At 62.3% G+C, this 13,504-nt stretch carries 11 protein-coding genes and 1 pseudogene; 5 read left to right on the top strand and 7 right to left on the bottom strand.

All coding sequences use genetic code 11. The features are described 5' to 3' along the window. Positions 1-111 precede the first annotated feature (111 nt). The 4 genes from ACOABP_RS14690 to ACOABP_RS14675 are packed head-to-tail and all read right to left on the bottom strand — an operon-like array spanning position 112 to position 3,398. Complete coding sequence (locus ACOABP_RS14690; RefSeq protein ID WP_474225784.1) at positions 112-744, bottom strand: glutathione S-transferase family protein; 633 nt, start codon at positions 742-744, stop codon at positions 112-114. 12 nt (positions 745-756) lie between these two features. Next, positions 757-1,503, bottom strand: a complete 747-nt coding sequence (locus tag ACOABP_RS14685) for an SDR family NAD(P)-dependent oxidoreductase (protein WP_474225783.1) — start codon at positions 1,501-1,503, stop codon at positions 757-759. Positions 1,504-1,521: 18 nt separating this feature from the next. Continuing rightward, positions 1,522-2,619 carry an alkene reductase gene (locus tag ACOABP_RS14680; RefSeq protein WP_474225781.1) on the bottom strand — a complete coding sequence of 366 codons (1,098 nt, stop codon included), beginning with the start codon at positions 2,617-2,619 and terminating at the stop codon, positions 1,522-1,524. Positions 2,620-2,651: 32 nt separating this feature from the next. Next, on the bottom strand, positions 2,652-3,398 hold the full coding sequence (locus ACOABP_RS14675; protein WP_474225779.1) for an SDR family NAD(P)-dependent oxidoreductase: 747 nt from the start codon (positions 3,396-3,398) through the stop codon (positions 2,652-2,654). Positions 3,399-3,547: 149 nt separating this feature from the next. On the opposite strand from ACOABP_RS14675, the gene ACOABP_RS14670 reads away from it, so the two are divergent. Together ACOABP_RS14670 and ACOABP_RS14665 are read left to right on the top strand one after the other, a co-directional pair. Next, a complete protein-coding gene (locus tag ACOABP_RS14670; protein ID WP_474227845.1) occupies positions 3,548-4,450 on the top strand; it encodes a LysR family transcriptional regulator in 903 nt (300 codons plus the stop codon). Positions 4,451-4,920: 470 nt separating this feature from the next. Then, positions 4,921-5,058, top strand: a pseudogene (locus ACOABP_RS14665) (ISL3 family transposase); the annotation flags it as partial. A 40-nt stretch (positions 5,059-5,098) separates the two neighbouring features. Here the strand turns inward: ACOABP_RS14665 and ACOABP_RS14660 are convergent. Beyond that, positions 5,099-6,109: a zinc-binding alcohol dehydrogenase family protein gene (locus ACOABP_RS14660; RefSeq protein ID WP_474225778.1), complete on the bottom strand. Its 1,011-nt coding sequence runs from the start codon at positions 6,107-6,109 to the stop codon at positions 5,099-5,101. Between the two features lie 928 nt (positions 6,110-7,037). Here ACOABP_RS14660 and ACOABP_RS14655 point away from each other — a divergent pair. The 3 genes from ACOABP_RS14655 to ACOABP_RS14645 all read left to right on the top strand — a co-directional run bounded on the left by ACOABP_RS14655 (position 7,038) and on the right by ACOABP_RS14645 (position 11,290). Further along, complete coding sequence (locus tag ACOABP_RS14655) at positions 7,038-7,253, top strand: reverse transcriptase domain-containing protein (RefSeq protein ID WP_474225777.1); 216 nt, start codon at positions 7,038-7,040, stop codon at positions 7,251-7,253. A gap of 40 nt (positions 7,254-7,293) precedes the next feature. Then, a complete protein-coding gene (locus tag ACOABP_RS14650) occupies positions 7,294-9,981 on the top strand; it encodes an excinuclease ABC subunit UvrA (RefSeq protein WP_474225776.1) in 2,688 nt (895 codons plus the stop codon). A 148-nt stretch (positions 9,982-10,129) separates the two neighbouring features. Further along, positions 10,130-11,290 carry a low temperature requirement protein A gene (locus tag ACOABP_RS14645; protein WP_474225774.1) on the top strand — a complete coding sequence of 387 codons (1,161 nt, stop codon included), beginning with the start codon at positions 10,130-10,132 and terminating at the stop codon, positions 11,288-11,290. 177 nt (positions 11,291-11,467) lie between these two features. Here ACOABP_RS14645 and ACOABP_RS14640 read toward each other — a convergent pair whose 3' ends face one another. After that, positions 11,468-11,824 (bottom strand): host attachment protein, encoded by a 357-nt coding sequence (locus ACOABP_RS14640; protein ID WP_474225773.1) that lies wholly within the window; start codon positions 11,822-11,824, stop codon positions 11,468-11,470. Positions 11,825-11,911: 87 nt separating this feature from the next. Then, positions 11,912-13,126, bottom strand: coding sequence for an alkene reductase (locus ACOABP_RS14635; protein ID WP_474225772.1), 1,215 nt, complete (start codon positions 13,124-13,126; stop codon positions 11,912-11,914). Positions 13,127-13,504 lie beyond the last annotated feature (378 nt).

Genomic DNA, 13,504 nt, shown 5'->3' with positions numbered 1-13,504 from the left:
GTGCCACTTGCTCGGGGGCCGCCGTGGAACGACGGGATATCCCAAACGAATTCTGCGCCGCGGGCCAATGTTTGCCAGCGGCGGTCCATACCTCCGTCGCAAATCCAACGCTTATGCCGTGGCACTCGGACGGGCGGTAACGACCTCATGCCACTGCTTCACCCGCACATGTGTCTCGGGTATCGCCATCGCAAGCGCCTTCGTCGCGAAGTCAACGGTAGCGAGCGCGGTGATATCCGCTGCAGAGAATTGATTCCCTGCGACGTACGTCGCGCGCCCCAACTGCGCTTCCAGGTCGTCATAGAAATTCGCAACCCGTTGCTTGCTGCGCTCGACCAGAGCCGGAACCTGTTCGTACCCGTGCGGGCCCGAAATGGCTCGTCCCTTGAGTCCGGCAGCCGCGTTTCGAACGCCCTCCATGACGGCAGCGAATCCCTCAATCTCCATGCGGCGCTCCCACATCGCGACGACGGCCTTCTCGGCGGGCGTCGTGCCATACAGCGATGACGGCGCGAAGGCATCGTCGAGATAGCGCATGATGGTTGACGCTTCGCCGATGACAGTACCGTCGTCGAGCACAAGGGTTGGAACGACGCCGCGTGGATTGATTGCGCGATACGCGTCCGAGAGCTGTTCCCGCGCACCGAGATCGACCGGTACGAGCTCGACGTCAAGCCCCTTTTCCGCAATCAGCATCCTGACGCGACGCGAGTTTGGCGAGCCATTGGAGTGATGGAGTTTCATGGTTTCTTCCAGTTAGAGTTTCGAGCCGCCGTCGACGCGCAGCGTCTCGCCGGTGATCCATCGAGCCCGGTCTGATGCCAGGAACTCGACAGCCGCACCGATATCCTCGGGATCGGCGATGCGCTTGAGTGCCTGCATGCCCAGCGTGAACGCCTTGCCCTCTTCGCTTCTGGCGAAGCTGGACATCTCGGTCGGTACTACGCCTGGCGCCACCGCATTGACGCGGATGCCGCGCTCGCCGAGGGCCGAGGCGAAGTGTTTGACAAGCGTGTCGATGGCACCCTTGGTCGCCGAGTACGCAGGCAGCGTCCCGACGACGGAATGTGCCGCGAGCGACGACAGCAAAAGGACGCTGCTGCCCTTGCACATCACCGGCAGCAATTGCTGGACGAGGAAGAACGGCGCCCGCACGTTCACCGCGAACAGGTCGTCGAAGTCTTCCACCGTGGTCTCCTCGATGGTCGCCGCACGCGAGATTCCGGCATTGGCGACGAGAACGTCGAGCCGGCCGCCGATGATGGCGCGCGTCCTCTCGGCGAGCGCATGGGGGCCATCGTGGGCACGCAGGTCGGCGGCGATCTTCTCCGCCTTTCCGCCGAATGCCCGGATCTCGGCAACCACTGCGTCCGCATCGCGAGCGCCATTGCCGTAGTGAACCAGCACCTGAGCGCCGGCCCTGGCCAGTGCCAGCGCACTCGCCCGGCCAATGCCCCGCGACGCGCCCGTCACGAGCGCGGTCTTACCCGTCAGCGTGTTCATGGTCGATAGCTCCTTTGTTCAGGCGGCTTGCCAGACGGGGTAATCAGTGTAGCCCCGGGCATCGCCGCCGTAGAACGTGGCGCGGTCGTAGGGATTCAGCGGCAGTCCAGCGCGCAGGCGCGAAGGCAGATCCGGGTTGGCAATGAAGTGGCGTCCAAAGGCCACCCCATCGACATGGCCACGTGCGATCTCGGCCTGTGCCTCGGTGCCGTCGAACCCGCCCGCGGCAATGACCGGCCCACCGAAATGCTCACGCAGATCACGCGCCGCCACGGCATGCAGGTCCTCCGCAACCTCTTCCGAACCCACGACGCGAGGCTCCACGACGTGCAGATAGGCGAGCTGTCGCCTGGACAGTGCCTGCGCCACGTAGCGGGAATCCGAATCGGAATCGCGATTGGACATGCCATTGAACTGGCTGCTCGGCGACAGACGCACACCCACTCGCCCGGGGCCCCAGACATTCCGGACGGCGTCCACAACGTCGAGCAGCAGGCGCGCGCGGTTCTCGATCGGACCGCCGTAGCGATCCGTCCGAACGTTACTGCCATCCTGCAGGAACTGGTCGATGAGATAGCCGTTGGCGGCATGGATCTCCACGCCATCGAACCCAGCCTGAAGGGCACGTTTGGCGGCGCTGACGTAGTCCTCGATGAGCGCGGGAATCTCGGTGCTTTCAAGTGCCCGAGCCGGCGAGGCCGGGGTCCACCCATCCGCCGTGAAGGCGACGCCTTCATACGGGACGACCGACGCCGTGACAGGTGCGGCCCCGCCGGTCAGGCTTGCATGCGAGGTGCGTCCCACGTGCCAGAGCTGCGCGGCGATACGGGCGCCGCGCGCATGCACGGCGGCCACGACCGACTTCCAGGCTTCCATCTGGGCATCGGTGTATAGCCCCGGCGCCCCCAGGTACCCACGTCCCGTCGCGGAAACCGTGGTCGCTTCGCCAATGATCAGGCCGCCTGCCGACGCGCGCTGCGCGTAGTAGTCGCGCATCAATGCATTGGGCACGTCACCATCGGTGTCCGCACGCAGACGGGTCAGCGGAGCCATGATGACGCGGTGTCCGAGCTGGATCTGGCCGAGAGCCAGCGGGCTAAACAATGTATTGGACATGACAGTTTTTCCGAGATACGTGGTCGAGGGGATCAGCCGGCGGTCTTGCCGCCATCGACGGTGAGGATCTGCCCCGTCACAAACGACGCGCCGCCGGATGCCAGATAGACCACGGCAGCGGCAATGTCCTCCGGCTTGCCGAGGCGGGCCAGCGGCACGCCGCTCGCCAACGCCGCCTTGTTCTCCGGTGTTCCTGTGAAGCGATCAAGCATGCCTGTCTGGGTGGGACCAGGCGCTACGGCATTGACGCGCACCCCGGTACTGGCAACTTCGAGTGCAGCCGACTTCGTGATGCCTTCCACGGCATGCTTGCTGCCGGCATAGACAGCGGCGTACGCCGCGCCTTCATGGCCATAGGTCGACGAGATATTGATCACCACGCCCGAACGCTGCGCCGTCATGACGCGGAGCTCGTGCTTCAGGCTCAGCAGCGTGCCCAGTACATTCGTGTCGAACCCGGCCGCGTAGGTCTCGGGGGTCTGCTCGGTCACCGGGCCGGGCTGGCCTTCCGTGCCGGCGTTGTTGACGGCGACATCCAGCCGGCCGAAGTGCGATACGGCCTGGTCGACGAGTTGGCGGACATCCTCGTCATGACGTACATCGGCCTGCACAAACAGGGCTTCGGCGCCGAGTTCGCGCAATTCGGCTTCGAGTGCGGCACCCTCCACAGGGCGACGACCGGAGACGACAAGCTTCGCGCCGGTACGGGCGAAAGCGACTGCGGTGGCGCGACCGATGCCGGTCAGTGCGCCAGTGATGAGAACTACTATGCTGCTCATGGAAAACTCCTGTAGGGTATCGCTGTCACGTATGGGTAGCACTGCGTGTACAGCGGAACATGGTTGCTACAGGACCCAATCTAGGGGCTCCGAGCGCCCGGAAAAAAGACTTTGTAGGCTGGTGGGCATGCCTGCCAGGCATGGCTAACATGGAACTCAGACATCTTCGGTACTTCATCGCCGTCGCGGAAGCGGGCAGCCTGACGGAAGCTGCGGCCAATCGGCTGCATACGTCGCAACCCTCGCTCAGTCGGCAGATCCGCGACCTCGAGGACCAAGTTGGCGTGGAACTGCTGCGTCGTAGCGCGCAAGGCGTGGTCCTCACGGAAGCCGGACAGGCGTTTCTTGATCACGCGCGGCTGGCCATGGCACAGGTCGATGCCGCCGTCGAAGCGGCCCGCCGTGCGGCGCAGCCGGCCAAGCCGCGCTTTGCACTCGGGTTCCTGACGGGCCAGGAGATGACATGGCTCACGGACGCCATGCATTTGCTGCGTGCGGAGCTACCGAATATTGAGGTGAGCGTGTCGAGCGACTACTCGACGGAACTGGCCGCCGCCGTGGCACATGGCAAGCTGGACGTCGCCTTCATGCGCGCCGAGCCTGGATATGGGCTCGAATACCAAGTGGTTGCCCAGGAGCCGCTGGTCGTGCTGATGCCTAGCGACCACGCACTGACCGCGCGCGATGCACTGCGTGTCGAGGATCTTCGGAACGAGCCGTTTATCGCCATGGGAGACAAGGCGAAGGTGCTCCGGCAGGTGGTGGACGCCTACCTGGCCAGTTCGGGGGTCGAGGTGGAGATCGCGCAAAGCGTCGACAACCCGGCGATGGTGATGTCGTTGATCGCATCGACCCGAGGCATGACGCTGATTCCCGCCTATGTGGAGAACCTGATGCCGTGGTCCGTGGTCAGCCGGCCGCTGAGCGGCCGAATCCCGACCATCGATCTCGTGATCGGGTATAGCCCCAGCAATGCCACACCGACGCTTCAGCTATTTCTGTCAAGGCTCGATAAACTGAGATCGAGGATCGCTGGCCGCCCAACGTCGTGAGCGTCGCCGATTCGGTAATTGTGGCAGTGACAATTGAATCCCTGCTGGGTTAGCGCTCGCGGAACGGCTGAATGGAGTTCGCCTTCCCCAAAGAGAGTTGTCCTCTCTACTCATATAGCCGTTCTTGCGCTGAGCGTCCCGGAGCGGCAACGTTCAGAGTCAGTTGCAGTCCCGCGGTAGACAGTTGGCCGAGTCCGGCCACAAGCGGTCGCTCAACCTCGCTGTCCAATTCGAATAGCGGAGATCTCTTCCGCCGTCGCTCAACGACCGTTTTCAGGCGGGCGAATTGTCGGTGGCGCCGCCTCAACCCGGCCAGCCGCAGTCATTGCCCCTTCGGTCGGTGAGCGGCTGCTATGCAGTCATGAACTCACGTTGATTCGATCTGCGGTCTTCATCTCGCGTGCCGTTCGCGAAAGTGACACTCGACGCCAGCGCTGGCGGCTGATCGCTGCACTGGACCTCGTGACCAGATCAAATCCATCAACGGTTTGTTTCAGGCTGCCAAGCGCAAGGCTCGCGGCGATACGCGCTTCGAAGCCATGCGAACCGTGCTGTTTCTTGTCGCTGGCAAACTCGACTGTTCGGCCTTGAACGCGCACGCCCGCTGAAGGCCATTACTCACTCCATGCTCAAAAGAGCCTCAAAATCTCAAAAGCCGGACAGCACGATCTTGCCTCGCGCCTTGCCGCTCTCGAGCAAGGCATGGGCGCGGCGCAGATTGGCCGCGTTGATGGTGCCGAAATGGTCCGCCAGCGTCGTGCGCAGCACGCCGGCGTCGACCAACTTGGCGACCTGGACCAAAATATTGTGCTGCTCGATCATGTCCGGGGTCTGGTACATCGAGCGGGTGTACATCAATTCCCAGTGCAGCGAGATGCTTTTGGGCTTGAGGATCGGCACGTCGAGCGACTCTGGGTCGTCGATGAGCCCCAGCTTGCCCTGCGGCGCCAGCATCTCGGCGATTTCGACCAGGTGCTTGTCAGTGTGGGTCAGGCTCGCCACGTAATCGACCTCGTCCATGCCAAGGCCGCGCAACTGCTCCGGCATCGGCTTCGTGTGGTCGATCACATGGTGCGCACCAAGCTCGCGCACCCACTCCTGTGTTTCCGGCCGCGATGCGGTGGCGATCACGGTCAGGCCGGTCAGTTGGCGCGCCAGCTGGACCAGTATCGAGCCGACGCCGCCAGCGCCGCCAATGACTAGCAGCATCCCGATCGGGTTCTTGCCTTCGCGCACTTGCAAACGGTCGAACAACAACTCCCACGCCGTCATCGACGTCAGCGGCAGCGCGGCCGCTTCCTCGAAGCTGAGGCTCTTCGGCATCGGACCGACGATGCGCTCGTCGACCAGGTGCCGCTCGCTGTTGGTGCCCGCCCGTAATAGCGAACCGGCGTACATGATGCGATCGCCGGGCTTGAACAGGGTTGCTTTGTCGCCCACGGCGCGCACCACGCCAGACGCATCCCAGCCCAGCACCTTAGGTACCACTGGTGGCGGCAGCACGCCGCCACGGATCTTGGTATCGACCGGGTTCACCGAGACCGAATGCACTTCCACCAACAGGTCGTACCCGGTTGGCTCAGTCTCGGGCAACGTGGTGTCGGTCAGGGCATCGGGCGAACCGTGCGGAACCGACTCGTTATAGACAACTGCTTTCATAGCCACTCCCAGAATTAGAGAAACGGCCGCGTGAGACATGCACGCGAAAGCCGCAGCGAGTCATTCGCGGCTGCGAGCCGGCTGATGGAGCAGGAAGTTGTCAAGGTCTGTTAGACCCCGTGATCGAGCTTGCGCCCGAGCGGGGTCCCGAAGGGTCTCGACAGCGACTTTCTCAGAACATCGATAGACTACGCCGAGATTGCTTGCCACGACTTCCCGCTCCATGTTCCAGCGTGATGTTACGGATCTATCTCGGGCGCCCTCGCGAGTCGATGACCCGTCCGGCTATCTCACCCCCCCATGCGACGGATCGGGGCGCCGGAAGGTGAGGAGCAGTCGAGCGCCCCGTATCACCTGCCGGCTCTATGCGGCTTTCTTCACGCTGCCGTGCGGATCGATGACGAATTTCTTCGGCGAGCCTTCGCCAAACGTTTTGTACGCCTCAGGCGCCTGTTCCAGCGTGATGATCTCAGTGTTCAGCATGGCCTGCCGATCATCGCGATCCCGGCCACGTATGCAGGCTAAGAGATGACGCTGATCTCGTCGACGTGACCAATGACCCGATAGCGATGACATCGAGACTAGGCTCTTGCCGCTCGCACTTCTTCCTCATTCCTGCAAGAACGTGTCGGATCTCTGCGCTCCTGCTGCGCGGCCTTCAGATGCGGACGTACGGCAGCATTCCGCAAAAATCTGCGCATGTCATGACACCAACGGATATCCAGCTGCAAGCCTGTCCCTGCACCGATTACTCGTGAACGCTGCTGGCGATATGACGGAGGGGTTGAATTTGACATCAAGGCAGCCTTTGATTAGATCGATCACGGACTGCTGATGAAAGCGGTGCGCATCCACATCAGGGAAGACTGGATACTGCTATATATCGAACCGTGGCTGGTTGCGCCGTTTGAGACAGCGGACGGGGTACGTGTGCCCCGCACGCTCGGGACACCCCCGGGGCGGTGTCGTCAGTCCGATCCTGATGAACCTGTTCATGCATGACACATTCGGTCGATGGATGCACCGTACCAGCCCCAACTGGCCGTTCGCCCGCTACGCGGACGATGCGGTGGTCTACTGCCATCGCCCCAGGCAGGCGGAATACGTGATGCGACGCCGGCCGTGCTCCATGCAACTTCACTAGCGTTCGCCCGCAGGGCCATGCTGATTCGCCACTCATCGATATGGACGCCATCCGCAAGAAAGCTCGCTCGACGCCGCCGCAGTCCGAGGAACCCGCCTTCACCGGCTTCGTGCGGGTGCGCGGCGCTCGCGAACACAATCTGAAAAACATCGATGTGCAGATTCCACGCGATGCGCTGGTCGTCTTCACCGGCGTGTCGGGATCGGGGAAATCGTCGCTGGCATTCGGCACGTTGTACGCCGAAGCGCAGCGGCGCTATTTCGAATCGGTCGCGCCGTATGCCCGGCGCTTGATCGAGCAGGTCGGCGTGCCCGAAGTGGACGCCATCGAAGGCCTGCCTCCCGCGGTCGCGTTGCAGCAGCAGCGCGGCACGCCGAGCGCGCGTTCGTCGGTTGGCAGCGTGACCACACTGTCGAGCCTCGTGCGCATGCTCTATTCTCGTACCGGCGACTATCCTCCAAAGCAACCCATGCTGTTCGCCGAGGACTTCTCGCCGAACACGGTGCAAGGCGCCTGCCCGACTTGCCATGGAATCGGCCGCGTGTACGAGGTCACGGAAAAATCCATGGTGCCGGACGACTCGCTGACCATTCGCCAACGCGCGATTGCCGCATGGCCCCCCGCGTGGCACGGACAGAATCTGCGCGACATTCTGGTGACGCTCGGCTACGACGTCGATAAACCGTGGCGCGACTTGCCGAAGAAAGACCGCGACTGGATTCTCTTCACAGACGAACAGCCGACCGCGCCCGTTTACGCCGGCTTCACGCCGAAAGAAACCCGCGCCGCGCTCAAGCGCAAGGACGAACCGAGCTATCAAGGGACATTCACCGGTGCCCGCCGCTATGTGCTGCACACGTTCGCGAACACGCAAAGCGCGCTGATGAAAAAACGCGTGTCGCAATTCATGATTGGCAGCGTCTGTCCGACCTGTCACGGCAAGCGGCTCAAAAAGGAAGCGCTGTCGGTGAAGTTCGCCGGGCTCGATATCGGCGAGTTTTCCCAGTTGCCGCTAGCCAGACTTGCCGAGATGCTCGAACCGATCGCACGTGGCGAGTGGCCCGAGTCGGATGTCGCACACCCGGGAAAAGACGCCAGCAAAGCCAGCGTCCTCAGCAAGAACGCCATGCGCGATGCCGTCGATAAGCGGGTCGCCGCAGGCGGTTCCGCGCACAAATCCTCGCCGGATGTTCGGCGCACACCCAACCTGTCTGAAGAAAAACGGGTCGCCGCGCAACGCATTGCGGCCGAGTTGCTCGAACGCCTGACGACTGTGGTCGATCTGGGTCTCGGTTATCTCGCACTGGAGCGCGGCACGCCCACGCTGTCGTCCGGCGAACTGCAGCGCTTGCGACTCGCCACGCAGCTGTCGTCGCAGTTGTTCGGCGTTGTGTATGTGCTCGACGAGCCATCGGCCGGCCTGCATCCCGCGGATGGCGAAGCGCTGTTCGGCGCGTTGCAGAGCCTGAAGGCCGCGGGCAATTCGCTGTTCGTCGTCGAGCACGATTTGCAGATGATGCGGCGCGCCGATTGGCTCGTCGATGTCGGTCCCGCGGCCGGCGAAGCAGGCGGCCATGTGGTTTTTAGCGGGCCGCCCGCAGGACTCGCGAAGGTGGACGCGTCGCAAACGCGCCGGCATCTGTTCGCGCCGCCAGCGCCGCTCGAACGTATGCCGCGCAAACCTGCCGACTGGCTGCGGCTCGCCGGCATCACGCGCAACAATCTGCACGGGCTCGATGCCGCGTTTCCGCTCGGCTGTCTGACTGCCGTCACAGGCGTGTCGGGCTCGGGCAAATCGAGCCTCGTGAGCCAAGCACTGCCCGAGCTGGTCGCAAGCCACCTTGGTCGCGCCTTCGAAAACCCGGACAACGAAGAGCAGGACCCGTTGCTCGCCGCCACCGCCGTGCCGACCGGCGGCCGCATCACCGAAGGGATGGACGCCGTGCGGCGACTCGTGCGCGTCGACCAGAAACCAATCGGCCGCACGCCGCGCTCCAACCTTGCCACTTACACGGGCCTGTTCGACCACGTGCGCAAGCTGTTCGCCGACACGGCGCTCGCCCGCAAGCGCCGCTACAGCGCGGGCCGCTTTTCGTTCAATGTGGCGCAAGGCCGTTGCCCGACATGTGAAGGCGAAGGCTTTGTCAGCGTCGAACTGCTGTTTCTGCCGAGCGTCTACGCGCCCTGCTCGACATGTCACGGCACGCGCTACAACACGCAGACGCTGGAAGTCACGTGGCGCGATAAAAACGTCGCCGAGGTGCTCGGCCTGACCGTCGACGCCGCCTGCGACTTCTTCGCCGACGAAGCCAGCGTGATGCGCGCGTTGAAAGTGCTTCGCGACATCGGCCTCGGCTATCTGCGGCTCGGCCAGCCGGCCACCGAACTGTCCGGCGGCGAAGCCCAGCGCATCAAACTCGCCACCGAACTGCAACGCGCGCAGCGCGGGGACACGCTGTATATCCTCGACGAGCCGACCACCGGCCTGCATCCCGCCGACGTGGACCGTCTCATGGTGCAACTCCAGGGACTCGCGGATGCCGGCAATACCGTCGTGGTAGTCGAACATGACATGCGGGTGGCCGCGCAAAGCGACTGGGTCATCGACGTCGGCCCGGGCGCCGGCGACGCCGGCGGCAAGATCGTGGCGAGCGGCACACCAGTGGAGATCGTGCGCGCGAAGGAAAGCCGCACCGCCGAGTATCTGCGGCAGTACCTCGCAGCATGACAGAAGGAAGCGTGTACGCTAGAGAGCGGTGCTCCCAGACTGACACGGTCCGCGCGAAGCGGCCCATGAAGGTCCACAAGCCAAATGCTTTCTCACGACGCAACAACCACTGACGATTGGTGCGTCAGCATTACTTGTTAGGCCCGAAATGCACAACACGAAATATTTCGAACTCAATCGCCGTGCCACCTGGCTCGAGTTGTTCTTCGACCTGATTCTTGTGGTAGCGATCGGTGACCTAACGCATATCCTGAACCACACGGGCGAGGGTCATCTTGACCCACTCCAGTTCTGGCAATACGTCCTCGCTTTCATACCCTTGTGGTGGATTTGGGTCAGCCACACGATATATGCCAACCGGTTCGACGCGGACGACCGGAAGCATCGGCTGGCAACCCTGTTCATCATGTTCCTGCTGATTATCATCTCAGGCCTGATCGACCAACGATTCCTGGCTAGCTTTGAGGCCATCATCATCTGCTACGCCGGTTCGAAATACATCATCGCCATGATGTATTTCGTGTCGAAACACCGGCACAAGGAAAGCGTGTATCTCACAACGGCAGTTGGGTGGGTGACCCTCGCTGGTGCCACCATCAGCCTCGCTTCGATCCTGTTCCCGGCGCCACAGCGATATGTCGTGTTTTACCTTGGAATACTGTTCGATCTGGTTGCGTTCCTCATTTTTTTACCGCGTCATCTCCGGGGCATCCCAGTGCATACCGAACACCTGATCGAGCGTGTGGGCCTGCTCACGCTCATCTTACTGGGAGAGTCCGTGATTAGCCTGTCGGCGGGACTGGCCAATATCAACTGGACTGTGGAGAGGCTGGTGACCACCGCCACCGGCTTCGTGACGATATCCAGCATCTGGTGGGTCTACTTCGACAGTTTTCACCTGCTGTCCAAACAGAAGCTCACGACCGGTCATTCGATCGCGTACTCGCATTTCTTCGTTTTCATCGGCCTGTCGATCCTGGCCAGCCTGATCCGGCACGCGATCCTGGACGACATGCGGGTATCTGATTTCCGGGTACTGTTGGTCATCGGCACCGTCTGCTTTTTCATTGGTAAGCAGTACGCCTATTTCATGGAGCGTCCCGAGCTGCGGCGCCAGTTGGTCATCAACACCCTGGTCGTGTTCGTGTTGACCGGGCTTGCCCTGCTATTGCCCAGAACCAACTACATCCTGCTTGGTCTGACCGCCACGGTGATTTGTTATGCTTTCCTCAGTCTCAAATACCTGACCGTCCCCCGTGGGCGTCAACACCATCCACGCAACAGCGCTATCACGGGAGACCAGCCATGAGCGACACCGCAAGTTCTACAGGCGCGATGCCGCTGGCGTCCCAGGTTGTTCTGCGCCGAAGGAAAAGGAGTCGAAACGGCGGCCTTCGGGCGATTGTCGACGGCGAATATATCGGGACGCGAGTAATGTCCCGCCGCGTCGAAATCGAACTTTCCGCGCGCCGCTGGCACTTCGCCTTCAATGCCTTGCCAGGTGCGCCTGAATTTCGCGCGCATCGAGGGCCGAGAGATCTTCGTTGATGTCTTCGAAAATCATCTGCCGCGTCTCCTCGCTGAGACGCTTGCGAAGCATGCCGAGAAATTTCGGCTCCGCGGCAAATCGCAATCGTTGATACCGGTGATGAAGCCGTCCCTGTTCGACACGGTCGGCGACGATCTTCGCGAATTTTTCGCGTTCCTTCTCGCTCAGCGCCGGCCCACTAGGGGCGACATTGACGAGGTCTTCGATTTCCCGCAGGTCTAGTTTAAGTCCCGGGGTCTCGAAGATTCGAGCACGGCTGCCGTCGGCGACGACAACCCAGGTAGTGTCAGCCATGGTGCACCTCTCAACGCGATCGGTCGCCGGCTCGGCGGCCATCGCAAATCGTCGCGTGACGCCAGCGAACTTGCCGTCAGCGACCGTCTATCTCCAGCGCCCATCGGGGACGGACCGTGGGGCTTCCCCGCGCTCCTGCGCGAGCGACGGATAGTCGGTATATCCACGCTCGCCGCCCCCGTAGAACGTGGATGGATCCGGCGAATTGAGCGGGGCATGCAACCGGAAGCGTTCCGGCAGGTCGGGATTGGCGATGAACAAACGTCCGAACGCGATCAGGTCCGCGTTGCCGTCCTCGAGCCATCTTTCCGCACTGCCGCCGTCGAACCCGCCGGCGACCATTAGCACACCTTGATAAGTGCGACGTATCATCTGGCTCATGCGTTTCGCGCGCTCGATGAAGGCCACATCCTCACCGGCCGCCGCCAACGCAGGATTGACGATGTGCAAATAAGCCAGCCCGTATCGATTGAGCTTTTCGATGACGTAAGAAAAGGTGGCCTCGGGATCGTCGTCGTACATGTCGTTGAAGGTGCCAAGAGGAGAAAGCCTTACGCCGACCCTCTCTGGCCCCCACACTTCGCAAACCGTCTCGATCACCTCGAATAGCAGCTTGGCCCGACGCTCGCTTGATCCGCCGTATTCGTCCGTGCGGCAGTTCGTTCCGGACAACAGGAACTGGTCGAGCAGATATCCGTTCGCGCCATGTACTTCGATGCCGTCCATACCAGCAGCCTTTGCGTTGCGCGCACCCCTGGAGTATTGGCGCACGAGATATGGCATCTCTTCGACCTGCAGCGCGCGAGGCTTGACGCAGGGCGCGACGACACCTTCGCCCCGCTCGTTCTCAATGAACGCCTCTGCTTTCGGCTGGACCGCAGAAGGTGCAACTGGCGGCATTTCATCGGGCTGCAATGAGGGGTGTGATATGCGTCCTACGTGCCACAGCTGCATAAACATCAACCCTCCCGCCTCGTGCACAGCGTCCGCCACGAGCCGCCAGCCTTCGACCTGCGCCGGGGTATGTATCCCAGGCGTCCATGCGTAGCCCTGTCCTTGCATCGACACCTGGCTTGCCTCGCTGATGATGAGCGCGGCCGCTGCTCGCTGCGCGTAATAGCAGGCGTTGAGCTGCGACGGAATGTTGCCTGGTTGGTTCGCGCGCGAACGCGTCAGCGGCGCCATTACGACACGATGACGAAGGTTGTACGGACCCACCTTTACGGGTTCGAACAGCTTGTGTAGGGAAGCTTGCTCGTCGTGCTGCCGGGCTTCTCCGGGGGCGATTTTCTTATCAGGCATATTCGCTCCTAGTATTTTTGAGTCGGCCCGAAAAGCGTTGCTATAGACGCATTTAAGCGTCGGCGTCAAAGCACATCGGCAAGATCCCGCTCTACGCGCAGTCTAGCCATGAGGCCGCGCGCGCTTCTTTTCGGTTTCTGCTCAGATATTTCACGATCCTGCAGTCGTCCTGTCCATCGCACCATTGGGGGCGATGCGGCCCTGCCGTGCCTCAGCGACTCTGCCGTTCTCGAAGAATTCACGCCACAGAGCGTTGGCCTCGAGCCTCGGCACGGGATTGGAACATCCGGCCCGCAAAGGGGAGCGCCCTAGTGGATGCAGCGAGGGCGTCGTCGGGCGGGAGCAGGGCTTTGCGTCTGCCGGCCGCAAGCCGGAAGA

Source organism: Cupriavidus sp. HE11, from assembly GCF_056097175.1.
Note: the sequence above shows the minus strand (reverse complement) of the source record. Positions and strands in the feature narration are given on the sequence as shown.